Raw genomic sequence first — 21,750 nt, 5'->3', positions numbered from 1 at the left:
TTGGGCGGGCGAGTTTTGGGCGGGCAAGTCGGGAGAAGGAGGCACGGGAGGATCTCGCGGGGCGATCGTCGAAGGCGCGCGTCGCCGGGATGGCGTGGCCGGGCGCTCTCCCTATGATAGGGGGCGCGCGGCCTCTGTGCAGGGCGGGGGGCCGCGCGTCCGATCCCCGGGAGACCTCAACGATGCTGTCCGTGATCCCCAACCCGCCGCGTATCGCGCTGCCCATCGTCGGCAGCGCGGACCTGTTTCCCGTCCGGCGCGTCTACTGCGTCGGGCGCAACTACGCGGCCCATGCCCGTGAGATGGGCAAGGACCCCGAGCGCGAGCCGCCGTTCTTCTTCATGAAGCCCGCCGACGCCCTGCAGATCGTGGCCGGCCCGCACGCGGTGGAGCACCCCTATCCGCCCCGCACGGAGAATTATCATTTCGAAGTCGAGATGGTGGTGGCCCTGTCCACCGGGGGCGCCGACATCGCCGTCGCATCCGCCCTCGACCACGTCTACGGCTACGCGGTCGGGCTCGACATGACCCGGCGCGATGTCCAGGACGAGGCCAAGCGCCTCGCGCGGCCATGGGACCTCGCCAAGGCGGCCGATGCCTCCGGGCCCATCGGCCCGCTCCATCCCGTCTCGGCCATCGGGCATCCGGACCACGGCGCCATCACCCTCGACGTCGACGGCACCGAGCACCAGCGCGGCGACCTGTCGGAGATGCTGTGGTCCGTCTCTGAGCAGATCGCCTACCTGTCGGCCTACTTCACCCTGCAGCCGGGCGACCTCATCTTCACCGGGACGCCCTCCGGCGTCGGGGCGGTGACGCGGGGCCAGACCCTGCGCGCGGCCATCGACGGCCTCGGTGCGATCGAACTGCGCGTGGTGTGAGGATGCCCTCGACGCTGGGGCTTCTGGACCGGCCGCTGCTGCGCCGCCTGTTCCATCTGGGCGCCCTGGCCACGCGCGGGATGACGCTCGGGGTACGCGGCGCGGCCATCGACGGGCAGGGCCGCGTCTGCCTCGTACGCCACACCTATGTGGCCGGGTGGCACCTGCCGGGCGGCGGGGTCGAGGTGGGGGAGAATGCTGTCGCGGCGATGATCCGCGAGTTCCGTGAGGAGGCCGGGATCGTCGTCGATCCGGGGGAGACCCTTCGGCTGCACGGGTTCTACCACCACGCGACGGGAGCGGGCCGCGATCACGTCGCCCTCTACCTCGCCCCGGCCTTCACCGTGCCGGCCGCCAAGCGTCCCGATCGGGAGATCGCCGAAAGTGGGTTCTTCCGCCTCGATGCGCTCCCCGAGGCGACGACGTCCGCCACCCGCGCGCGCCTGCGCGAGATCCGCGAAGGCCTGCCGCCGGCGGCGCAGTGGTGAGGTGCGATCGCCCCGGGGCCCGCTGAATTCCACGAAACGCGCCGGCTACGGGAATCGGCCGGACGGCCCTTGCAACGCTCGGCGGAATGGTGTTTAGAGACGCCGTCCGGGGCCGCCGGCGGTTCTTTCCACCAGCGGCGCGGTTGTGAGCGGGTGTAGCTCAGGGGTAGAGCACAACCTTGCCAAGGTTGGGGTCGAGGGTTCGAATCCCTTCGCCCGCTCCAATTCGACCGAGACGACGCGACGCCGCGGCCCACCCAGGCCTGGTGGCTTCGTGAAGAAGACGATCCCGATCGCCAGCTCCGTGCCGGCATCGTGGCGTGAGCGGGTGTAGCTCAGGGGTAGAGCACAACCTTGCCAAGGTTGGGGTCGAGGGTTCGAATCCCTTCGCCCGCTCCAATTTAAATTTACCAAAGTTTCGGCGCAGTCAGGACGGTCCTTCGGGGCCGTTTTTGCGTTTCAGGGCCATGGCTGCGACTCGCCGGTCGCCCCGCCCCGCCCGAAGGGTCGATCCCGACGGCAACGGCGAAGCACCGCGAACAATTCTCGGAACCGCACGTTGGGACCGGCGATGACCTGTGATGGCGTGTCGGCGGGCAGGATGTGCCCGCTCGCGTGCAATCCGGTTCATCGCCTCCATCCCTCGGCCGCCGGGTCGAGCCGACATCCCACCGCGCACCACCCCGGCCGTTCCAATCCGAATCGCCGTCTTCAGATCCTCGGGAGTTCATCTTGGCCGTTACACCCACACGCACGCCCATCGCATCGTCAGCCGCCATCGAGCCGCGCAGCCCGCTCCTGCTGCATCAGGTCTCCTGGGGCGCGATCTTCGCCGGCGCGGTCATCGCCCTCGTGGCACAGATGATCCTCAACATGGTCGGCCTCGGCATCGGCCTCGCGACCCTGAACCCCACGGGCAACGACACGCCCACCGCCGCCAGCCTGTCGACGGGCGCCGGGATCTGGTGGGTCGCCTCGGGCATCGTCGCCTCGCTCATCGGCGGCTTCCTCGCCGGACGCCTGTCGGGCAAGCCCTCGGCCGGCACCAGCGGCTACCACGGCCTCGTGTCGTGGGCGGTGACCACCCTGGTCATCGTCTACCTGCTCACGTCGGCGGTCGGCGGCCTCATCGGCGGCGCGTTCGGCGGCCTCACCAGCGTCCTCGGCGGCGCGGGTTCGGCCATCGGCGGTGCCACCCAGACGGCGGCCCAGGCTGCGGCCCCCTCGCTCACCAAGCTGACCAACCCCCTCGACGGCATCGAGAACAAGGTCCGTCAGACCTCGGGTGGCCAGGACCCCGCCGCCCTGCGCGACACCGCCGCCCAGGCCGTGCGGGCCTACCTCTCGGGTGATGCGGCCCAGCAGGCCGAGGCCGAGGCCCGCGCCACCGATGCCCTCGCCAAGGCGCAGGGCATCTCGCCCGACGAGGCCAAGGCTCAGGTCCAGAACTACCGCAAGCAGTACGAGCAGGCCGCAGCGGACGCCAAGCAGAAGGCCGCCGCCGCCGCCGAGGCGACCCGCACCGCTGCGACGCAGGGTGCGCTCTACGCGTCCCTGGCCCTGGTTCTCGGTGCCCTCGCGGCCTTCCTGGGTGGCCGCTTCGGCGCCGTCGATCCGGCCTTGGCGTACGGCACCCGTCGCGACTGATCCGAACCGCCCGCCGGCTCCCGGCCGGCGGGACAGTGCCGAACATGGAAAAGGCCCCCGGATCGCTCCGGGGGCCTTTTAGCGTTTCGGTCCGCTGGATGGGAGAGGCGACTATTCGGCGGTCGGCGCCGCGCCCTTTTCGGCTAGAGCCGTGATCGCGGCGACATCGCCGGCCTGGGCCTCGACCACGGCGGCGGCGGTGATGTTGACGATGCCGCGGGCCGTCACCGAGGGCGAGAGAATGTGGGCGGGCTTGGCCGGGCCGATGAGGAGCGGCCCGACCGGAAGGGCGTCGGCGAGCACCTTGGCGAACTGGAACGCGATGTTGGCCGCGTCGAGGTTGGGCAGAATCAGCACGTTGGCCGCACCCTTGAGGTACGAATCCGGCATCACCCGGTCGCGGATGAGTTCCGAGAGGGCGGTGTCGGCCTGCATCTCGCCGTCCACCTGCAGGGCGGGTTCCCGGGACCGGATCAGGCCGAGGGCCGAGCGCATCTTCAGGGACGAGCGCGAATCCGATTGTCCGAAATCCGAGTGGCTGAGCAGGGCGATCTTCGGGGTGAGGCCGAAGCGGCGCACGTGCTCGGCGCAGGCCACCGCCACGTCGGCGATCTCCTCGGCACTCGGATCCTGGCGCACATGGGTGTCGGCGAGGAAGTAGGCACCCTTCTTCGTGACGATGAGGCTCATGGCGGCGAAATCGAGGACGCCCGGCGCCATGCCGATGACGTCGCGGATCACCCGCAGCCGCGTCTCGAACCGGCCCTCCAGGCCGCAGATCAGCGCGTCGGCCTCGCCCCGGCGTACGGCGATGGCGCCGATCACCGTGTTGTTGGTGCGCACCAGGGTGCGGGCGGCGTCCGGCGTGATGCCGCGCCGGCCGGCGACTTCGAGATAGGTGGCGACGTAGTCGCGGTAGCGCGGATCGTCCTCGGGATCGATGAGGTCGAAATGCTCGCCCTGTCGCAGGGTCAGGCCGAAGCGCTTGATCCGGGTCTCGATCACGCGCGGGCGCCCGACCAGGATGGGCCGCGCCACCCCGTCCTCGACGATGGCCTGGGCGGCGCGCAGGACGCGCTCGTCCTCGCCCTCGGCGTAGATGACGCGCTTGGGGTTCTCCTTCGCCTTCGTGAAGATCGGCTTCATGATGAAGCCCGAGCGGTGGACGAAGCGGTCGAGGCTGTCGGCGTAGGCCTGGAGATTCTCCAACGGCCGGCCGGCGACGCCGGATTCCATCGCCGCCTGCGCGACCGCGGGAGCGATGCGCAGGATCAGGCGCGGGTCGAACGGGCTCGGGATGAGCGAGTGCCGGCCGAAGGGGCGGGCCTCGCCGCCATACGCGCGGGCGACCACGTCGGAGGGGGTCTCGCGGGCGAGCGCCGCGATGGCCTTCACGGCGGCCTTCTTCATCTCCTCGTTGATCGAGGTGGCGCCAACATCGAGGGCGCCGCGGAAGATGTAGGGGAAGCACAGGACGTTGTTGACCTGGTTCGGGAAGTCCGAACGCCCGGTGCAGATCATCGCGTCGGGGCGCTTCTCCTGCGCGAGATCGGGCATGATCTCCGGATAGGGGTTGGCCAGCGCCATGATCAGGGGCTTCTCGGCCATCTTCTCGAGGTATTCGGGCTTGAGCACCCCGCCGGCCGAGAGGCCGATGAACACGTCCGCCCCGGGGATCACTTCGGCCAGCGTCCGGGCCTCGGTCTCCTGCGCGTAGATGTCCTTCCACCGGTCCATCAACTCGGGGCGGCCCTTGTAGACCACGCCCTTGATGTCCGTGACGGTGATGTTCTGGACCTTCGCGCCGAGGGACACGAGGAGATTGAGGCAGGCGAGGGCCGCCGCCCCCGCGCCCGAGGTGACGATGCGGACATCGCCGAGCTGCTTGCCGGACAGTTCGAGGGCGTTGAGGACGGCGGCCGCCACGATGATCGCGGTGCCGTGCTGGTCGTCGTGGAAGACCGGGATGTTCATCCGGGCGCGACAGCGCTCCTCGACCTCGAAGCACTCGGGGGCCTTGATGTCCTCGAGGTTGATGCCGCCGAAGGTCGGCTCCAGGGCGCAGACCACGTCGACGAGCTTGTCGACGTCGTTCTGGTCGACCTCGATGTCGAACACGTCGATGCCGGCGAACTTCTTGAACAGGACCGCCTTGCCTTCCATCACGGGCTTCGAGGCGAGGGGGCCGATGTTGCCGAGGCCCAACACCGCCGTGCCGTTGGTGAGAACGGCGACGAGGTTCTGGCGGATGGTGAGGGTGGCGGCCTCCTGCGGATCGGCCGCGATGGCCTCGCAGGCGGCGGCGACGCCGGGGGAATAGGCGAGCGCCAAGTCGCGCTGGTTGCCTAGCGGCTTGGTGGCCTGGATCTCGAGCTTTCCGGGACGCGGCAGGCGGTGGTAGACGAGCGCTCCGGACTTGAGATCGTCGGACATGTTGTCGCCCATGAGCCTCACTCCCAGGAACCTGCGCCGTGCGCGTTGTGGAGCACCGTTCCGGTCGGGTCCGGGGTGCTTCGGTTGAGGACCCTGTTGCACCGCCTGCGGAGTGGGCGCAACCCGAACAACGAGACCCGGATTCACCTCGCCCGCCTCGCCGCGCGCTACGGTTTCTCCATCGGCGCCTACTCTTACGGGCGCCCGAAGGTCCGGTTTCCCGAATCGGGGCGGAGCCTGACGATCGGCCGGTTTTGTTCCATCGCCGACAAGGTCGAGATCCTGCTCGGCGGGGGGCATCGCCTCGACTGGGTCTCGACCTACCCGTTCGCCGCCCTGCCGGGCCTGTGGCCGGGCCTCGACGCGCCGGGCGATTACCATGTCTCGCGCGGCGACGTCGTGATCGGCTCGGATGTGTGGCTCGGCTCGGGCTGCCTCGTCCTGTCGGGCGTCACCATCGGCCACGGCGCCGTGGTGGCGGCCCACGCCGTGGTGAGCCGGGACGTGCCGCCCTACGCGGTGGTCGCCGGCAACCCGGCCCGGGTGGTGCGCCACCGCTTCGATCCCGCCACCGTCGCGGCGCTCATCGAGACCGCGTGGTGGGACCTGCCGCACTCGGCGGTGGCGGGCCTCGTGCCGCTGCTCCAGAGCGGGCGCACGGACGACCTCATCGCGGCGGCCAAAGCCCTGAACGTTGCGGGCGGCGCCTGAATCCCTTACCCGCTTCTCTCGAAACCGATCGACAAGGCCGCCCGACGATGTCCGACACGCCCCCCGACCGCCTCGCCGTGAACCCCAACAGCCCGTTCTACGACGAGAAGATCCTCGAGCGCGGCATCGGCATCCGCTTCAAGGGCGTCGAGAAGACCAACGTCGAGGAATACTGCGTCAGCGAGGGCTGGGTCCGCCTCTCGGCCGGCAAGACCCTCGACCGGGCCGGCAACCCGATGACGGTGAAGCTGAAGGGCGTGGTCGAGCCGTATTTTCGCGATGATGCGGTGGTCGAGGGCTGAGGGCGTTCAGGTCGGCGCCCGCTCCAGGGGAAACGGCGTCGGCTCCCAGTAGCGCTCGAGCTTCGCGGTGCGGATGTTTTCGGCTTCCCAGCCGTGGAGGATCGCCGCCAGCGCCGGCCGGTCGTCGGCCAGGAGCGGCTCGGCGACGGGCAGGATCAGGCTGCGCATGTATTGGTACATCGGCTGATCCGGATGCTTGTTCTCCCGGAAATGCGGGAGGAGTTTGGCGAGCTGCGCGTGCGCGGCCGGCAGGTTGCCCAGGGCGATGTCGAGGATGAGCCGCTCGTGCGGGAAGCCCTTCAGGGCGATCGGGAAGGTTTCGCGGTAATAGGTCGCCCACGACTCCAGGCCATCGAACGACCGCAGGTGCGGCAGGGCTTCGGCTTCGATTATGGGGATTGCGGCACTTATCGCGGCGGGGTCGGACCACTCCCAGTATGCGAACTGATCCTGAGCGAACGGGTAAAGCTTGCCTGCGCAGTTTCCGATTGTCCCAGGCAGGCTATGCTCGGGAATGAACGTTGCGAGGATGGCCCACCCAATTTGGAATGAGCCTGAATCGGAGGTGCGATCAATGAAGACGCGCGACACCGTGTGGCGAATGGGCGTGAGCCAAAGGCTGCGCCCGCCGGTATAGGCGAAGTCGGGGTTACGCTTGGCAAGCGGACGGAAGATGGTTCTGGCTTGGCGTGCGGTCGTCATCGGAGTGGTCTCACCTTCGTCGCGGGTGACGTGTCCGTGGTGCTGAACTTCCTTCAGGTCGATGACCGTTCCAGTGGAAACGGCGTCGGCTCCCAATAGGGCTCGAGCTTCGTGCCCCGGATGTTGTCGGCCTCCCAACCGTGGAGGATCGTTGCGAGCGTTACGCGGTCTCCGATGCGGAGGGGCTCGGCGACGGCCAGGAACTTTCTGCGTCGGTTCTGGACCCAGATGTCGTTCGGAAACGAGTCCCCTCGCAGCTCCGGTTCCAGGGTTTCGCAAATGGCGCGCGCTGCGTCGATGTCGCCGAGCGCGATGAGGCAGATCATGCGGTCTTCTGGCCATTGCTGTGCGAAGATGTGATCGCTGCCGTCATAAATAGTCCAGAACGCTTCAAGCGAATCGATCGCGCGGAGTCGTGGTAACCCCTCCGTCTCTATAGAGGAAACGAGATCCGCGATCATTTCGGGATCGGACCAGTACCAGTGCTGATGTGAAAGCGAAGGGCGATCCAATTGAATGGAATATCCAATGCTTGTCTGAGGTTGGACGTCTGGAATAAATGTGTTCAGCATCGTGAGTTGCGGCTTGCATAGATTCTTATCGGATGTTCTATCAATCAGAATGCGGAGCGCGACGTGGCGAATAGGGGATATGTAGAGCCAGTGGCTGCCGATTTGGGTAAGATCGGCGTGCCGATTGATCAATGGTTTAAAGATATGCTTGATTTGCTTGGCGCTCGTCATCTGGTCGGCCTTATTTCTGTGACGATGATCCGCTGCGTGTCTGGAAAGTTCCTCGCAATCATTTCGGCGATGGTCGTGGCGCGAACTGCACTGATCTGACTCTCTCCGGTCTTGTGATCGTGGATGCAGACCGTGCGTGGGACGCTTCGTTCGAGTACGTCGAGACGAAGTGAAGACCGAATGCCATATGGCTGGGCTGCTGATTTGCCAGGAACGTATGAGACTTCCGCGACAAGGTTCGGATCTTTGAGATTGGTAATCTTGCGAGCAGCCACCGCATGGACCTTGTTGCCAAAATCTTGTGCGTCCTTGAAGCCGCCGCTTGCTCGCACTTCATCGACGGCCTCATCGAGAATCACCTGAACCTCGCCGCGACGCGGGCAGGCGGCCCTCAGTTCCTGCTCCTCGACCAAACCAACCCAAACCACTGGCTTGTCCGGGCCCTGCCGGCGCTCGTACAGGCTGGCTGGCGCCTCAAAGATCGCTGAACCATCTCGGCTTTTTCGGACGGAGAGTGCAGCGAGCAATGCTGCACCGGCATTGTAGAGGGCTCTGGAACTTGCCCGGGCAAGGGTCGAAGCCCCCGTCTGCTGAACGAAGGCCTCTGGCTCCGCCCAGCCGTTGACCAGAGTGCTGCGGGCAAGGATCGTCCCAGTTTCGCCGTCGCGGATGGTCTGGGTCCGGCCCGCCATCTCGAAGATGGTGCGCGTGCCGTCGGAGGCGATGACGGTGTGCTGCTCGTCCCAGTCCTGATGAGGCTGGCTGCGGATGCGCAGGGACAGGACCCGCGACCCGTCCTCGGTGACGGTCTCCTCCGCACCCGACGAACTCTGTCCGGATGTGCCCTGGCCGCCGCCGTTCGACGCCCAGCGTCCGCCGCCGGGGCTTCCCGCGGGCTCTCGGGGTTGATCCGGATCGTACTTGCGGGACAGCGCCCGCTGCAGGCGCACGAAGCCGAGGGTGACGGACAGGCCGGCGATCGTGGAACGCAGGCGGAGGAGCTTGGTGCGGTGATCGGGGGAAAGCGACATCGATGGGGCTCCGCAAGCGAATCCAACCATCGGTTGTGTATCAAGGCATCATCTAAATATCAATAAAAACCTATCTTAGGCGCGGTGTCATGATGTGGTCGGGATGCGAAGGCCCCCGGTTCCCGCTCAGTCGATGGTCGGAAGCGCCTCGCGGCTCCGGCGGGCACCGGCGAAATTCCGCAGGGCTTCCGTCACGAGGGCGTCGACGCCGCGCTCCGTCTGCGGGGTGCGGATGACGAGGCTCGCAATGGCGTCGGGGTGGTTCTTGCGCTGCTTCGGCGTACGAGCGTGGTTGGAGATCCGCAGGGCGAAGGCACAGCCCTCGGGCTTGAGGTAGACGCTGTCCCCCCGGGTGTTGCGGGCCACGATGGCAAAGCCGTGGGCGATCACCCCGGCCACCGCCCGGGCGAGGGCCGCCTGCGGGGCGAGGAGACTCACGACACCACCGCCCGGGGCGCCCGTCCCGCCAGGGCCCGTGCCTTGAGCCGCAGGGCCGGCTTCTCGACGGTGACCCACGACGCGGCCGCCACGAGGCCGGTGAGCGCCATGGACGGGAGCAGCAGCAGCCACGGTGAAGCGCTGGGCACCAGGGCGTGCAGGCTCTGCTGGATCGGCCAGCCGTAGAGGTAGATCCCGTAGGAGAGGTCGGCCCGCGGCGCGAAGGCCGGGCGGGCCAGCGCCGGGCACAGGGCCAGCCAGATGGCGCCGTAGGCCTCCGTGAGGAACAGGAGGCTCCGATACAGCGGCGTGCCCTGTAGGAGGGCGGTCGCCAGGGCGAGGAGCGCCAGGGGCCACGCCCGGTGGCCGAGCCGGTCGCGCCAGAGGTAGAGGGCGGAGCCCGAGGCGAACAGCAGCGGCAGGCGAAAGCGCGTCTCCGCGCCCTCGGACAGGCCGGGATGGAGGAACGCCGCCGCCGCCAGACCGAGGGCGAGGGCCGCCACGAGCGCAAGGGCCGGCCCGCGCCGCAGGAGGCCCGCGAGCCCGGCGGCCAATAGCCCGAGGTAGCACAACACCTCGTATTTCAGGGTCCAGACCGTGCCCAGCGGCGAACGGTAGGGGTTGTCGGCAAACACCCCCGGCAGGCTCGCGTTGCTCTTGAACGTCGTCAGGGTGTCGCGGATGAAAAGCCACGGGCCGGGGGCCTGGAGGTATTCGGCCAGGGGCAGGCGGGTCAGGGCGGGGCCGAGGACCAGGGTCACGATGAGGGTCGCCACGACCACGCCCGGCAGGATGCGCAGGGCGCGGGCCAGCACGTAGTCGCCGGCGCCCCGCCGCTCCAGGCTCATGGCGACGAGAAACCCCGAGACGGCGAAGAAGCCGTTGACCGCATGCGCCCCGAGCGAGAAGCCCGTCATCCGCGCAAGGGGCTCGTCGAGGGGCTGTCCGCTCGTGACGCTGAAGGCGTGGGACACCACCACGGCGGTGGCCAGCGCGAGGCGCAGGACGGAGAAGCCATTGTGCGGCCGGGCCAGGGCCTGCCCGAAGGTTTTCGCGGTCACACGGACTCCTCGCGGTCCAGTCCTTCGTGATCGAGGGCGCTGCGGCCGCGCAGGGCGGCCAGCGCCCCGGCCGTCGAGCCGCCGTAGCGCTCCCATAGGGCGCGGTGCCCGACGAGGCGGGCGAGCGCCGCCTTGGGTGCGTTGACGGCGAGCATCCCCGGGCTCGGGTCGGGCAGGCCGTATTTGCGGGAGACGTAGGCACGGGACCACGCCTGATGCCAGCGGGTGCGGAACACCCGGCCGGGCTCCGGCGCCGAGGAGCCCCCGCGCCCGTGCAGGGCTTGCGCACCGTGGACGTGCACGAGGGCGCGGCCCGCATCGGCCACGCGCCGGCACAGGTCGTCGTCCTCGTAGAACAGGAACAGGTTCGGGTCGAAGCCGCCGAGATCGAGAAACAGGTCGCGCCGGATCATCAGGCAGGCGCCGGACAGGAACGGCGCGCAGGCATCGCCCTCGGGCGGGGCGCGCTTGCCCTTGCGATTGGTCAGGTACGGCGCGAGCAGCGAGCGCGGCTGGTAGAAGAACCGCCCGTCCGGCTCCACGAGGCGGGGGGCCAGGAGCCCCGCATCCGGGTAGGCGCGGGCGGCGGCCAGCAGGGCGTCGACGGCCCCGGACCCGAGGGTCACGTCGGGGTTGAGGATGAGGACGCGCTCGGCCTGGACGGCGGCACGGACCCCGCGATTGTTGGCCCGGCCGTAGCCCTCGTTGCGGGCGTTGCGCACCACCTGCGCGCCCGCCGCTTCGGCGAGGGCCACGGACGCGTCCCGGCTGGCATTGTCCACCACAAGCGCCGGCACGTGCTCGGCGGCGAGTGCGGCGAGGCAGCCCGGCAGGGCGTGCGCGCTGTCATGGGTGACGACGATGGCGACGAGGCTCGGCACGGCAACGTCTCCTGTCCAGCGTCATCCGATGAACGGCGAGGCCGGACAATCCGCCCTGCCTGTCGATCGGGTCTTTCGTCCCCCCCACGCGACCTCATCCTGAGATGCCGCGAAGCGGCCTCGAAGGAGGCCTCCAGGGATGCGGTGATATCTGGAGCCCTCCTTCGAGGCCTCCGCTGCGCTCCGGCACCTCAGGATGAGGTGTGTGGGGGGGCCGTCCCCCACACATCCTTCAGGACAAAGCGCGGGGGAGGGCGCGCCTCAGGCGCTCTTCTCGGGCAGGTTGAGGCGGATGTGCAACTCGCGCAGCTGCTTCGGCGTCGCCTCGGCGGGGGCGCCCATCATCAGGTCCTCGGCGCGCTGGTTCATGGGGAACAGCACCACCTCGCGCAGGTTCTGCTCGCCGCAGAGCAGCATGACGATGCGGTCGATGCCCGGCGCGATGCCGCCATGCGGCGGGGCGCCGAGCTTCAGCGCGTTGAGCATGCCGCCGAATTTTTCTTCGAGCACGTCCTGGCCGTAGCCGGCGAGACCGAAGGCCTTCTCCATCACCTCGGGGCGATGGTTGCGGATGGCCCCCGACGAGAGTTCGGTGCCGTTGCAGACGATGTCGTACTGGAACGCCTTGATGCCGAGGATCGTCTTCTCGTCCGAAGGGTCGAGGGCGAGGAACGCCTCGCGGTCGAAGTTCGGCATCGAGAACGGGTTGTGGGAGAAGTCGATCTTCTTGTCGTCCTCGTTCCACTCGTACATCGGGAAGTCGGTGATCCAGCAGAACGCGAACTGGTCCTTGTCGGACAGGTTCAGTTCGTCGGCGATCCGGATGCGGGCCTTGCCGGCGAGGGCGGCCGCCTTGGCCTCGGTGCCGGCGGAGAAGAACACCGCGTCGCCGGCCTTGGTGCCGGTGGTGTCGGCGATCAGGGCCTGGACCTCGGCCGGGATGAACTTCGCGATGGGACCCTTGCCCGTGAGCACGCCGTCGACATCCTCGAACACGATGTAGCCGAGGCCCGGCGCACCCTCGGCGCGGGCGAAGTCGTTGAGCTTGTCGAAGAACGAGCGCGGCTGCGTCGCGGCGCCGGTCGCCGGGATGGCGCGGACCACGCCGCCGGACGCGATCACGCCCTTGAACGCCTTGAACGCCACGTCCTCGCGGGCGAACGCCTCCGTCACGTCGGCGATGATCAGTGGGTTGCGCAGGTCCGGCTTGTCGACGCCGTATTTCAGCATCGACTCGGCGTAGGGAATGCGCGGGAAGGTCTCGGTGACGCGCTTGCCGTCGGCGAATTCGAGGAAGACGTCCCGCAGCACCGGCTCGACGGACTGGAACACGTCCTCCTGCGTGACGAAGCTCATCTCGATGTCGAGCTGGTAGAACTCGCCCGGCGAGCGGTCGGCGCGGGCGTCCTCGTCGCGAAAGCACGGGGCGATCTGGAAGTAGCGATCGAAGCCGGCGATCATCGTCAGCTGCTTGAACTGCTGCGGCGCCTGCGGCAGCGCGTAGAATTTTCCGGGATGGACGCGGGACGGCACGAGGTAGTCGCGCGCACCTTCGGGGGACGAAGCGGTGAGGATCGGCGTCTGGAACTCGAAGAACCCGCCCTCGCGCATGCGGCGGCGAAGCGAATCGATGATCGCGCCGCGCTTCATGATGTTGGCGTGCAGCTTGTCCCGGCGCAGATCGAGGAAGCGGTACTTCAGCCGCGTCTCCTCCGGGTAGTCCTGGTCGCCGAACACCGGGACCGGCAATTCGCCGGCCGGGCCGAGCACTTCGAGGTCGTCGATGTAGACCTCGATGGTGCCGGTGGGCAGGTCGGGGTTCTCGGTGCCGGCCGGGCGGGTCCGCACGCGGCCGTCGATGCGGATCACCCATTCGGAGCGGGCGAGGTTCGCGCCCTGGAATGCCTTCGAGTCCGAATCCACCACGCACTGGGTGCGGCCGTAATGGTCGCGCAGGTCGATGAACAGCACGCCGCCATGGTCGCGGATGCGGTGGCACCAGCCCGAGAGGCGAACGGTCTGGCCGACGTCCGAGGGGCGGAGCGCCCCGCAGGTGTGGGTACGATAACGGTGCATGGCGGGCTCTATCGAATGAGCCCGGCACCATTCACGCGGGGGCGTTCAAGTCAAGGCGAGCGCGGCTTCGAGGGGAGCGTGGCATCGAGGCGGACGGGTCGCCGCGACGATGCCCCGTCGTTGCCCCCTGATGGGGGCCGGACGCAGCGGGGATGACGTCGGCAAAGCGCGTGGGGGCCTTTCGGAGAAGGCACACGATCCCCATATCAGGTCCATGAATTCAAACGCTTTTTTTGATATTCTGAATGTGGCGTCCGTCGCCGCTTCGGGGCGCGGAACCGGTGCCGGCCAAGCCACGCATCAGGCCGGCGCATGGCAGGTTCTGCCGCTCGATGGCCGCTTCGAGATCACCTACGAGGATTCCCGCGGAATCTGGAGCCGCCGCGTTCTCGACGCGCGGGAATTACGGCTCGGGCCGGGCCGGACCCTGCTGGGCGGCATCGACCGGGCGCGTGGCGGCTATCGCGGCTTCCGGGTCGACCGCATCCGGCGCCTCACGGAGGAGGGCGGGACGCGGATCGAGACGGGAATCCTCGACTGGCTCCTCGCCCGTGCCGAGGCGCAGCGGCGTCAGCGCGCCGATCTGGTGCGGCGCCTCGCCCGCCGGAACCGCTCCGGCCAGCGCGCCGCGTAACGGGATCGCGGGGGGCGGTAAGAGAATCTCGGCGGGGGCCTTCGGTTGAGCTGCGTCGGCTCGCCGGTATTAGGGGGATAGGCGAGCGCGGCGCGGGATACGATCTCGCCTGAGGCGTCAACCTCCGATATAGCCGAATTCCATGGACCTGATCTCGACCACGCACGCCCTCGCCGAGGCCTGCGACCGCTTTGCCGCGCACCCCTTCGTGACCGTCGACACGGAGTTCATGCGCGAGACCACCTACTACCCGAAGCTCTGCCTCATCCAGATGGCGGGGCCGGACGGTTCGGGGGTGCTCGTCGATCCGCTCTCGCCCGACCTCGACCTCGCGCCGTTCTTCGCGCTGATGGCCGACGAGGGCGTGGTCAAGGTGTTCCACTCGGCCCGGCAGGACCTCGAGATCATCTGGTTGCTCGGAGGCCTGCTGCCACAGCCGTTCTTCGACACGCAAGTGGCCGCCATGGTGTGTGGCTACGGCGATTCGGTCTCCTACGAACAGCTCGTCAACGATGTGGCCAAGGCCAAGATCGACAAGTCCTCGCGCTTCACCGACTGGTCGCGGCGCCCGCTTTCCGACGCGCAGTCGAGCTACGCCCTCTCGGACGTCACCCACCTCGTGAAGGTCTACGAGGTGCTCGCCGGGCAGCTCCTCTCCACGGACCGGGGCGAGTGGCTCGACGAGGAGATGAGCGTCCTCACCTCGCCGGAGACCTACAAGGCCGACCCGTCGCAGGCGTGGCGCCGCCTCGCGGGGCGCATGCGCAAGCCGCGCGAGATCGCCGTGCTCATCGAGGTCGCGGCCTGGCGCGAGCGCGAGGCGCAGAGCCGCAACGTACCGCGCGGGCGCATCCTCAAGGACGAGGCCGTGATCGACGTCGCGTCCTCGGCCCCCCGCAGCGTCGAGGCCCTCGGCCGCCTGCGCTCCATCCCCGCCGGGTTCGAGCGCTCGCGCACGGGTACGGACATCCTGGCGGCGGTGGAGCGGGGCTTCGCCCGCGATCTCACCGACATCGCCCTGCCCGAGCGCAGCCGCGGCCGCGGCGGCAACGGGGCCCTTGTCGAACTCCTCAAGGTTCTGCTGAAGGCCGTGTGCGAGACCGAAGGCGTCGCCCCGAAGATCATCGCCTCCGTGGACGATCTCGAAGCCATCGCCGACGACGACGCGGCCGACGTGCCGGTGCTGCACGGCTGGCGCCGGGCGCTGTTCGGCGAGAAGGCCCTCGCCCTCAAGGCCGGCCGCCTCGCCCTCTCGGCCGAGCGCGGGCGCGTGGTGGTGCGCGAACTGGATTGATCATCGGCGAGGAGCGCGCGGTGGAGCTGAAATGGCTGGAGGATTTCCTCAGCCTCGCCGAGACCCGCAGCTTCTCCCGCTCGGCCGAGGCGCGCCACGTCACCCAATCGGCCTTCAGCCGCCGGATCCAGGCCCTGGAACTCTGGCTCGGCGTCGGCCTCATCGACCGCAGCACCTACCCCACCACCCTGACGCCGGCGGGCCGGCGCTTCCGCGAGACCGCGGAGGAGACCGTGCGGATGCTCCAGGCGAGCCGCGTCGATCTGCGCGCCGGCACGGGATCGGGCGGTCCGGTGGTGAGTGTCGCCGCCCTGCACACCCTGTCGCTCGCCTTCTTCCCCGCCTGGTTCCGGGCCATCGAGGCGCGCACCGGTCCCATCGGGACACGGCTTCTGCCGGACGATTTTCACAACTGCCTCCAGGCCATCGCCGAGGGCGGCTACGACTTCCTGCTCACCTTCCACCACCCCAGCGTGCCGATCCTCCTCGATCCGGAGTTCTATCCCCACCGCGTGGTCGGGGCGGATGCGCTGGTGGCGGTGCATGGGCCGACCCTGCCGGTGCCGAGCGCGGATGCGCCGACGCCGCTGCTGGCCTATGCCGCCGACTCCTTTCTCGGCCGCGTGAGCCTGTTCGCGCAGGCGCAGGGGACGGCGCAGGGGGAGGTGCCGCCGGGGCGTGTCGCGCACACCAACGCCAACGCCATGGCGGAGGCGTTGAAGGCCATGGCGCTGGAGGGCCACGGCCTCGCCTGGGTGCCGCGCAGCCTCGTCACCCGCGAACTGGCCGAAGGCCGCCTGGTCGCCACCGGGGCGGCGGTCCCCCTGGAGATCCGGCTCTACCGTGATCGTGCCCGAACCCGCGCCGCCGTCGAGGCGGTGTGGGCAGCGGCCGAGGCCGATGCGCGGACCGCTCAAGACGAGCCGGCACCTTAGCACCGCGCATCGGGCCGCGTGCGGTGCGGCTCAGTTCGCCTTGGCGTCGATGGTCAGACGGTCGAGGACGGCGGCCGGGGTCGGGCTGGCGCTGAACTCCAGCATGCCGATGCCGGTTCCGTTCCGGGGGCGGACGCTCAGGGACAGGGTGCCGGGCTTGGCCACGAACTGGCCCATGGCCGCGCCGATGGCCTTGGCGCCGGCCGAATTGCCCAGGATCGCCGGCACGCCGTAGAGGCTCGCCGTGACGTATTCCTGCTTCAGTTCCTCGGGCTTGAGGCTGAGGACCTTGGACTGGGCCGCGATGAAGCGCTCGAACAGGCCGGTGTTCTCGATGGTGAGATCGAGGGCCTTGGCGGTGGCCGACAGCATGGCGAAGCCCGACACGCCGGCATCGGGGTCGAACACCTCGGGGCCGATGCCGCCGAGCATGCCGTTGACCCGCACCGTGCCCATGTCCTTGCCCGAGATCGAGATCTCGCCGAGCTTGAGTTCCTTGGCCGCAGCATCCCAGGCGGTGTCGGCCACCACGGTGAGATCGAGGTCGCGGTAGCCGTAGAGGCCGAGGGACCCGAGGCCGGGCACGCCCGCCACGGCGGAGGCCGGCAGGGTCAGGCCCGCGAGGTCGATGCGCCCGGCCGTGGGGACGCCGTCGCGGGGTGGCCCGAAATTGAACGTCGCCGCGCGCAGGCCCACATGCAACGGCTCGGTCTTCACCACCGGATCCTGGGCCTTCGCACCCGGATCGCCGGACAGGTCGAGGCTGAGGTCGCTGAGGGCGAGGGTCCCGATCACCGGAGTCAGCCGGCGCAGGTCCTCGTCCGTGGCGTCGGGCGTCGCTGCGAGTTTGCGCAGCGCCGCGATGGTGGGGGCGATGGAGAAGCCGTTCAACGACAGGCGCGCGGCCTTCGCATCGAGCCCGTTGCTCGCCAGGGTGATGCCCTCGAGGCTCGCATCCGAGCCGCCGACCTGGATGCGGTCGATGGCGAGGTTCAGCGGCGTCGGCCCCGTGGTGTGCTGGACGCTGAGGCCGGTGGCCTCGAAGCCGCCGAGCGTCACCGCTTCGGCGAGGTCCGCGGCGTTGGCCGACAGCTTGGCGCGGGTGGCGGGCGGCGCTTCGGCGAGACCGGGGGCGGTCAGCGCCGCCAAGGCCCCGGCCCATGTGCCCGGCACCGGCCGGGCGCTGAGGTCGCGACCCTGGATGCGGGCGAATTTCACTGCCATGCCCTTGGCGTCGACGAAGGCGATGTCCGCCACGGCGAACGTGCCGTAGATCCGCTGCAGGGCACCCTTGCCGTCACCCGGTTCGGCATAGAGCCGGGCCAGGGCCGCCAGATCGAGGTCGGTGGCCTGGAGCGGACCGTAGGACCCGGCACCCTTGCGCTCGCCCTCCACGGTGAGGACCGCCCCCGTGGAGGTGAGCTCGGCGATCCGTCCGGCGCGCACGTCCTTGGCGACGACGTTGCCGTAGGTCACCGTCTCCCGCACGCCCTTGGACCCACCCTCGATGCGCAGGTCCGGGATCACGAGGCTCGCCGCATCGAGGCGGGCGAGGCGCGACGCCACGGGCTCGGGGCCGGGGCGGAGCAGGGCGAGGAGTTCGTCCTTCGACAGGCGCGTGCCGCTGACCGTGACGCGCGCGGCCTTCAGCACCGCGTCGCCCAGCGGCAGAGTCACGTCCGTCAGGGTCACGTCCTGAACGGCGGAGGCGGCCTCCTGGGCCCAGGCGGGCCCGGGTCCCACCGGCAGGCCGGCGCCGAGGAGGACGAGGACGCAGGCCGAGGCGCCGGTCGCCCAGCGCAGGAGGGGGCGGCCTTTCGAGCAGGTCATGGGGTTTTCCGGATCGCTGGCAAACGGCGCTTCAGGGGAGGGCGCGCCGCGGGGGCGCCATGGACGACGCATCCGTGCCGCAGTTCGCGGGATGTGGCAATTGCCGGGGGCGTCCGGATCGACGGACGTGCGGGCGAAACCCTACAGGGAGAACGACGTGCCGCAACCGCAGGACGCGGTGGCCAGCGGGTTCTCGATCTTGAACGACTGGCCGATGAGGTCGTTGACGAAGTCGATGACCGAGCCACTCATGTATTCGAGCGACATGGGGTCGACGAGCACCGTGGCACCGTCGCGCTCGATGGCCACGTCGTCGGTGGCCCGTGCCCGCTCGATGTCGAAGGCGTAGGAGAAGCCCGAGCAGCCGCCGCCGTTCACGCTGATCCGCAGGGACGCGCCCGGGGGCTCGGCGCCCATGATCTCGTTGATGCGCTTCGCCGCGCGCGGGGTCAGGGTGATGTCGGCCATCGTGATGCTCGGGTCTCGTCGATTGCCAGATGCGCTCAGGCGCACAAGATAGGCTCGGCAAGCACGCGCTGCAACGCGGCGCGACGGGGGGATGACGTGCGGCACAACGGTGAGCGCTGGAGGGCGCCCTATGCGACGGACCCGGCCACGACGCGCGGGCGGCTGATTCCCGAAGCGTCCTCGCCGACGCGCAGCGACTTCCAGCGCGACCGCGACCGTATCATCCACTCCTCCGCCTTCCGGCGCCTCAAGCACAAGACCCAGGTCTTCGTGCACCACGAGGGCGACCACTATCGCACCCGCCTCACCCATACCCTGGAGGTGAGCCAGATCGCCCGCGCGCTCGCCCGGGCGCTCGGCCTCGACGAGGATCTCGCCGAGGCCCTCGCCCTCAGCCACGACCTCGGCCACACCTGCTTCGGCCACACCGGCGAGGATGCCCTGGACGCGCTGATGCGTGGGCACGGTGGCTTCGACCACAACGCCCAGGCCCTGCGCATCGTCACCCGGCTGGAGCGGCGCTACGCCGGCTTCGACGGACTCAACCTCGCCTGGGAGACCCTGGAGGGCCTGGTCAAGCACAACGGTCCCCTGCTGGAGGCGGACGGGACGCCGACCCCGCGCTGGGCGACGCGCGGCATTCCGGCGGCGATCCTCGAATACGATCGCCTGAACGATCTCGAACTCGCGCGCTTCGCCGGGCCGGAAGCGCAGGCGGCGGCGCTCGCCGACGACATCGCCTACGACAGCCACGACCTCGACGACGGCCTGCGCGCCGGCCTGTTCGATCTCGCCGACCTCGACGCCGTGCCGTTCCTCGCCGAGATCCTGGCGGAAATCGACGGGCTCTATCCGACCCTCGACCCATCGCGAAAGATTCACGAGCTGGCGCGGCGGGTGATCACCCGCTTCGTCGAGGACGTCATCGCCGAGAGCGGGCGCCGCATCGCCGCCCTGGCGCCCGGCGACGTCGCCGCCATCCGGGCGGCGTCCGCCCCCGTCGTCGCGTTCTCGCCCGCCATCGCGGCGGCGGATGCGGCGATCAAGACCTTCCTGTTCGCCCGCATGTACCGCCATCCCGGCGTCCTCGCCGTGCGCGCCAAGGCGGACATCATCGTCGCCGACCTGTTTTCGCGGTTCACCGCCGAGCCCCGCGCCATGCCGGAGGAATGGTCGGACGGGCTGGAGGGCGCGAGCGCGGGTCGCGTCGCCCGCCGGGTGGCCGACTACATCGCCGGCATGACCGACACCTACGCGGTGCTCGCCCACAAGCGCCTTTTCACGGCGACGCCCGACCTGCATTGGAGCCCGGAGAGCAAGGGCCTGCCGCTGGCCGAGCCGTGACACCCGTGCGCCCGGTTGGTATGCCCCCCACTTGAGGCGTGGGCCGTCGTGACGCGGCGGCCGTCGCGAGCGGAAACCGATCACCGATGAACATCTTCGCCACCTTCGAGGCGCGCGTGCGCGCGGCCGTGCAGGGCCTGATCCGGGCCGGACAGCTGCCCGAGGGGCTCGACCTGTCGCGCGTGGTGGTGGAGCCGCCCCGCGACGCGAGCCACGGGGATCTCGCCACCAACGCCGCCCTTGTGCTGGCCAAGGAGGCGAAGACCAACCCGAAGGCGCTGGGCGAGGCCCTGGCGGCGGAGTTGCGCAAGGACCCGGACGTGGTCGAGGCGAGCGTCGCCGGTCCCGGCTTCATCAACCTTCGGCTGGCGCCGGACCTGTTCCACGCCGTGGTGCGGGCGGCCTTGAGCGAGGGCGATGCCTACGGGCGTGGCGTCAGGCAGGCGGCACACGGCTCTGCGGGCAGGGTCAACATCGAGTACGTCTCGGCCAATCCCACCGGGCCGATGCATGTCGGCCATGGGCGCGGTGCGGTGTTCGGCGATGCGCTCGCCAACCTCCTCGTCGCCTCGGGCCGCGACGTGACGCGCGAATACTACATCAACGATGCGGGCGCGCAGGTCGACGTGCTCGCCCGCTCCGCCTTCCTCCGGTACCGCGAGGCCCTCGGCGAAGATGTCGGGCCGGTCCCCGAGGGCCTCTATCCAGGCGACTACCTCGTGCCCGTGGGCCGGGCGCTGGCCGAGACGCATGGGCGGGCCCTCCTGGACCAACCGGAAGCCGAATGGCTTCCCACCGTGCGGGCCTTTTCCATCGACGCGATGATGGATCTGATCCGGGGCGATCTGGCCCGGCTCGGCATCCACCACGACGTGTTCTTCTCCGAAGCCACCCTCGCGCAGGCGGTGCCGGTCCTCCTCGCGGAACTCCGTGAGAAGGGCCTCGTCTACGAGGGCCGCCTGCCGCCGCCCAAGGGCCAGCTGCCCGAGGATTGGGAGGACCGCGAGCAGACCCTGTTCCGCACGGTGGAGTTCGGCGACGACGTCGACCGGCCGCTCCTGAAGTCGGACGGCTCGTTCACCTACTTCGCCTCCGACATCGCCTACCACCGGACCAAGATCGAGCGCGGCGCCACCGACCTCATCGACGTGCTCGGGGCCGATCACGGCGGCTACGTCAAGCGCATGCAGGCGGCGGTGAAGGCGGTGAGCGGGGGGCACGCCACCCTCGACGTCAAGCTGTGCCAGCTCGTGCGGCTGTTGCGCGCGGGCGAGCCCGTGAAGATGTCGAAGCGCGCCGGCGAATTTATCACCCTGGCCGAGGTCGTCGACGAGGTCGGGCGCGACGCGATCCGTTTCATGATGCTCTACCGCAAGAACGACGCGACCCTCGATTTCGACCTCGCCAAGGTGGTCGAGCAATCCAAGGACAACCCGGTCTTCTACGTGCAGTACGCCCATGCGCGCTGCTTCTCGGTGTTCCGCCAGGCCCGGGAGGCGATGCCGACGGAGGACTTTTCGCGGGATGGCCTGCTTCGCGACGCCGACCTCGGGCTGCTCACCGATTCCGGCGAGGCCGAGATCATGCGGCTCATCGCCCAGTATCCGCGCGTGATCGAGGCGGCGGCCGGGGCACACGAGCCGCACCGCGTGGCCTTCTACCTCTACGAGCTCGCCAGTTCGCTGCATGGTTTCTGGAACAAGGGCAAAGACTTGCCGCAATTACGGTTTGTTAATCCAACCGACCGAAACTCAACCCGGGCCCGATTGGCCCTCGTGGAGGCATTGCGGGGCGTGATCGCCTCCGGCCTCGCGGTGTTGGGCGTCACTGCGCCGGACGAAATGCGGTGAG

The 21,750-nt window shown here is 69.3% G+C and carries 20 protein-coding genes and 2 tRNA genes; 12 read left to right on the top strand and 10 right to left on the bottom strand.

Going from position 1 to position 21,750, the window contains the following annotated elements; translation table 11 throughout:
* The first annotated feature begins 182 nt into the window (after positions 1 to 182).
* The 5 genes from ASG60_RS06000 to ASG60_RS05980 all read left to right on the top strand — a co-directional run bounded on the left by ASG60_RS06000 (position 183) and on the right by ASG60_RS05980 (position 3,016).
* Complete coding sequence (locus ASG60_RS06000) at positions 183 to 881, top strand: fumarylacetoacetate hydrolase family protein (protein WP_056384496.1); 699 nt, start codon at positions 183 to 185, stop codon at positions 879 to 881.
* Between the two features lie 2 nt (positions 882 to 883).
* On the top strand, positions 884 to 1,369 hold the full coding sequence (locus ASG60_RS05995) for an NUDIX domain-containing protein (protein ID WP_056168254.1): 486 nt from the start codon (positions 884 to 886) through the stop codon (positions 1,367 to 1,369).
* Positions 1,370 to 1,518: 149 nt separating this feature from the next.
* A tRNA-Gly gene (locus ASG60_RS05990) sits at positions 1,519 to 1,593 on the top strand.
* A gap of 100 nt (positions 1,594 to 1,693) precedes the next feature.
* Positions 1,694 to 1,768 (top strand) — tRNA-Gly (locus tag ASG60_RS05985).
* Positions 1,769 to 2,101: 333 nt separating this feature from the next.
* Positions 2,102 to 3,016: a hypothetical protein gene (locus ASG60_RS05980; protein ID WP_056384495.1), complete on the top strand. Its 915-nt coding sequence runs from the start codon at positions 2,102 to 2,104 to the stop codon at positions 3,014 to 3,016.
* A gap of 111 nt (positions 3,017 to 3,127) precedes the next feature.
* Here ASG60_RS05980 and ASG60_RS05975 read toward each other — a convergent pair whose 3' ends face one another.
* A complete protein-coding gene (locus ASG60_RS05975) occupies positions 3,128 to 5,461 on the bottom strand; it encodes an NADP-dependent malic enzyme (protein WP_056168249.1) in 2,334 nt (777 codons plus the stop codon).
* An 84-nt stretch (positions 5,462 to 5,545) separates the two neighbouring features.
* On the opposite strand from ASG60_RS05975, the gene ASG60_RS05970 reads away from it, so the two are divergent.
* Both ASG60_RS05970 and ASG60_RS05965 read left to right on the top strand, forming a co-directional pair.
* Complete coding sequence (locus tag ASG60_RS05970; RefSeq protein ID WP_056384494.1) at positions 5,546 to 6,160, top strand: CatB-related O-acetyltransferase; 615 nt, start codon at positions 5,546 to 5,548, stop codon at positions 6,158 to 6,160.
* A gap of 47 nt (positions 6,161 to 6,207) precedes the next feature.
* Entirely contained in the window at positions 6,208 to 6,462 is a 255-nt protein-coding gene (locus ASG60_RS05965) for a DUF3297 family protein (RefSeq protein WP_056384493.1), read from the top strand.
* 6 nt (positions 6,463 to 6,468) lie between these two features.
* Here the strand turns inward: ASG60_RS05965 and ASG60_RS05960 are convergent, their stop codons facing one another.
* From ASG60_RS05960 to aspS, 7 genes are all read right to left on the bottom strand, one after another.
* Positions 6,469 to 7,164: a hypothetical protein gene (locus ASG60_RS05960; RefSeq protein WP_056384492.1), complete on the bottom strand. Its 696-nt coding sequence runs from the start codon at positions 7,162 to 7,164 to the stop codon at positions 6,469 to 6,471.
* A gap of 53 nt (positions 7,165 to 7,217) precedes the next feature.
* Positions 7,218 to 7,907 carry a hypothetical protein gene (locus tag ASG60_RS22530; protein ID WP_156398808.1) on the bottom strand — a complete coding sequence of 230 codons (690 nt, stop codon included), beginning with the start codon at positions 7,905 to 7,907 and terminating at the stop codon, positions 7,218 to 7,220.
* The gene (locus ASG60_RS05950; protein ID WP_056384490.1) at positions 7,904 to 8,938 is read right to left on the bottom strand and encodes a hypothetical protein; all 1,035 of its coding nucleotides are present in this window, start codon (positions 8,936 to 8,938) and stop codon (positions 7,904 to 7,906) included. The genes ASG60_RS22530 and ASG60_RS05950 overlap by 4 nt, the downstream gene beginning before the upstream one ends.
* Before the next feature lie 126 nt (positions 8,939 to 9,064).
* Positions 9,065 to 9,376, bottom strand: a complete 312-nt coding sequence (locus ASG60_RS05945; RefSeq protein WP_056384489.1) for a hypothetical protein — start codon at positions 9,374 to 9,376, stop codon at positions 9,065 to 9,067.
* Positions 9,373 to 10,437, bottom strand: coding sequence for an acyltransferase (locus ASG60_RS05940; protein ID WP_056384488.1), 1,065 nt, complete (start codon positions 10,435 to 10,437; stop codon positions 9,373 to 9,375). The genes ASG60_RS05945 and ASG60_RS05940 overlap by 4 nt, the downstream gene beginning before the upstream one ends.
* On the bottom strand, positions 10,434 to 11,318 hold the full coding sequence (locus tag ASG60_RS05935) for a glycosyltransferase family 2 protein (RefSeq protein ID WP_056384487.1): 885 nt from the start codon (positions 11,316 to 11,318) through the stop codon (positions 10,434 to 10,436). Before ASG60_RS05935 ends, ASG60_RS05940 begins: the two co-directional genes overlap by 4 nt.
* 261 nt (positions 11,319 to 11,579) lie before the next feature.
* The gene (gene aspS / locus ASG60_RS05930) at positions 11,580 to 13,394 is read right to left on the bottom strand and encodes an aspartate--tRNA ligase (protein WP_056384486.1); all 1,815 of its coding nucleotides are present in this window, start codon (positions 13,392 to 13,394) and stop codon (positions 11,580 to 11,582) included.
* A 214-nt stretch (positions 13,395 to 13,608) separates the two neighbouring features.
* On the opposite strand from aspS, the gene ASG60_RS05925 reads away from it, so the two are divergent.
* The 3 genes from ASG60_RS05925 to ASG60_RS05915 all read left to right on the top strand — a co-directional run bounded on the left by ASG60_RS05925 (position 13,609) and on the right by ASG60_RS05915 (position 16,257).
* Positions 13,609 to 14,028, top strand: a complete 420-nt coding sequence (locus ASG60_RS05925) for a hypothetical protein (protein WP_244474213.1) — start codon at positions 13,609 to 13,611, stop codon at positions 14,026 to 14,028.
* Between the two features lie 142 nt (positions 14,029 to 14,170).
* Positions 14,171 to 15,322, top strand: a complete 1,152-nt coding sequence (gene rnd / locus ASG60_RS05920) for a ribonuclease D (RefSeq protein WP_056168216.1) — start codon at positions 14,171 to 14,173, stop codon at positions 15,320 to 15,322.
* 20 nt (positions 15,323 to 15,342) lie between these two features.
* Positions 15,343 to 16,257, top strand: a complete 915-nt coding sequence (locus ASG60_RS05915; protein WP_056384512.1) for a LysR family transcriptional regulator — start codon at positions 15,343 to 15,345, stop codon at positions 16,255 to 16,257.
* Positions 16,258 to 16,287: 30 nt separating this feature from the next.
* On the opposite strand, the gene ASG60_RS05910 is transcribed toward ASG60_RS05915, so the two are convergent.
* On the bottom strand, positions 16,288 to 18,087 hold the full coding sequence (locus ASG60_RS05910; protein ID WP_056384485.1) for a hypothetical protein: 1,800 nt from the start codon (positions 18,085 to 18,087) through the stop codon (positions 16,288 to 16,290).
* Between the two features lie 141 nt (positions 18,088 to 18,228).
* A complete protein-coding gene (locus tag ASG60_RS05905) occupies positions 18,229 to 18,555 on the bottom strand; it encodes an iron-sulfur cluster assembly accessory protein (RefSeq protein WP_056384484.1) in 327 nt (108 codons plus the stop codon).
* 96 nt (positions 18,556 to 18,651) lie between these two features.
* Here ASG60_RS05905 and ASG60_RS05900 point away from each other — a divergent pair, with 96 nt between their 5' ends.
* Together ASG60_RS05900 and argS are read left to right on the top strand one after the other, a co-directional pair.
* Positions 18,652 to 19,899 (top strand): deoxyguanosinetriphosphate triphosphohydrolase, encoded by a 1,248-nt coding sequence (locus tag ASG60_RS05900; protein ID WP_056168207.1) that lies wholly within the window; start codon positions 18,652 to 18,654, stop codon positions 19,897 to 19,899.
* 86 nt (positions 19,900 to 19,985) lie between these two features.
* Positions 19,986 to 21,749 carry an arginine--tRNA ligase gene (gene argS, locus ASG60_RS05895; RefSeq protein WP_056384483.1) on the top strand — a complete coding sequence of 588 codons (1,764 nt, stop codon included), beginning with the start codon at positions 19,986 to 19,988 and terminating at the stop codon, positions 21,747 to 21,749.
* The last annotated feature ends 1 nt before the right edge of the window (position 21,750 follow it).

It is taken from the genome of Methylobacterium sp. Leaf469, assembly GCF_001424745.1.
Classification (GTDB): Bacteria; Pseudomonadota; Alphaproteobacteria; order Rhizobiales; family Beijerinckiaceae; genus Methylobacterium.
Note: the sequence above shows the minus strand (reverse complement) of the source record. Positions and strands in the feature narration are given on the sequence as shown.

Coding starts and splice junctions, on each gene's coding strand:
- ASG60_RS22530 (WP_156398808.1), bottom strand. CDS start 7,907: ATGACGAGCGCCAAGCAAATCAAGCATATCTTTAAACCATTGATCAAT.
- ASG60_RS05995 (WP_056168254.1), top strand. CDS start 884: ATGCCCTCGACGCTGGGGCTTCTGGACCGGCCGCTGCTGCGCCGCCTG.
- ASG60_RS05925 (WP_244474213.1), top strand. CDS start 13,609: ATGAATTCAAACGCTTTTTTTGATATTCTGAATGTGGCGTCCGTCGCC.
- ASG60_RS06000 (WP_056384496.1), top strand. CDS start 183: ATGCTGTCCGTGATCCCCAACCCGCCGCGTATCGCGCTGCCCATCGTC.
- ASG60_RS05905 (WP_056384484.1), bottom strand. CDS start 18,555: ATGGCCGACATCACCCTGACCCCGCGCGCGGCGAAGCGCATCAACGAG.
- ASG60_RS05950 (WP_056384490.1), bottom strand. CDS start 8,938: ATGTCGCTTTCCCCCGATCACCGCACCAAGCTCCTCCGCCTGCGTTCC.
- ASG60_RS05960 (WP_056384492.1), bottom strand. CDS start 7,164: ATGACGACCGCACGCCAAGCCAGAACCATCTTCCGTCCGCTTGCCAAG.
- ASG60_RS05910 (WP_056384485.1), bottom strand. CDS start 18,087: ATGACCTGCTCGAAAGGCCGCCCCCTCCTGCGCTGGGCGACCGGCGCC.
- argS (WP_056384483.1), top strand. CDS start 19,986: ATGAACATCTTCGCCACCTTCGAGGCGCGCGTGCGCGCGGCCGTGCAG.
- rnd (WP_056168216.1), top strand. CDS start 14,171: ATGGACCTGATCTCGACCACGCACGCCCTCGCCGAGGCCTGCGACCGC.
- aspS (WP_056384486.1), bottom strand. CDS start 13,394: ATGCACCGTTATCGTACCCACACCTGCGGGGCGCTCCGCCCCTCGGAC.
- ASG60_RS05965 (WP_056384493.1), top strand. CDS start 6,208: ATGTCCGACACGCCCCCCGACCGCCTCGCCGTGAACCCCAACAGCCCG.
- ASG60_RS05975 (WP_056168249.1), bottom strand. CDS start 5,461: ATGGGCGACAACATGTCCGACGATCTCAAGTCCGGAGCGCTCGTCTAC.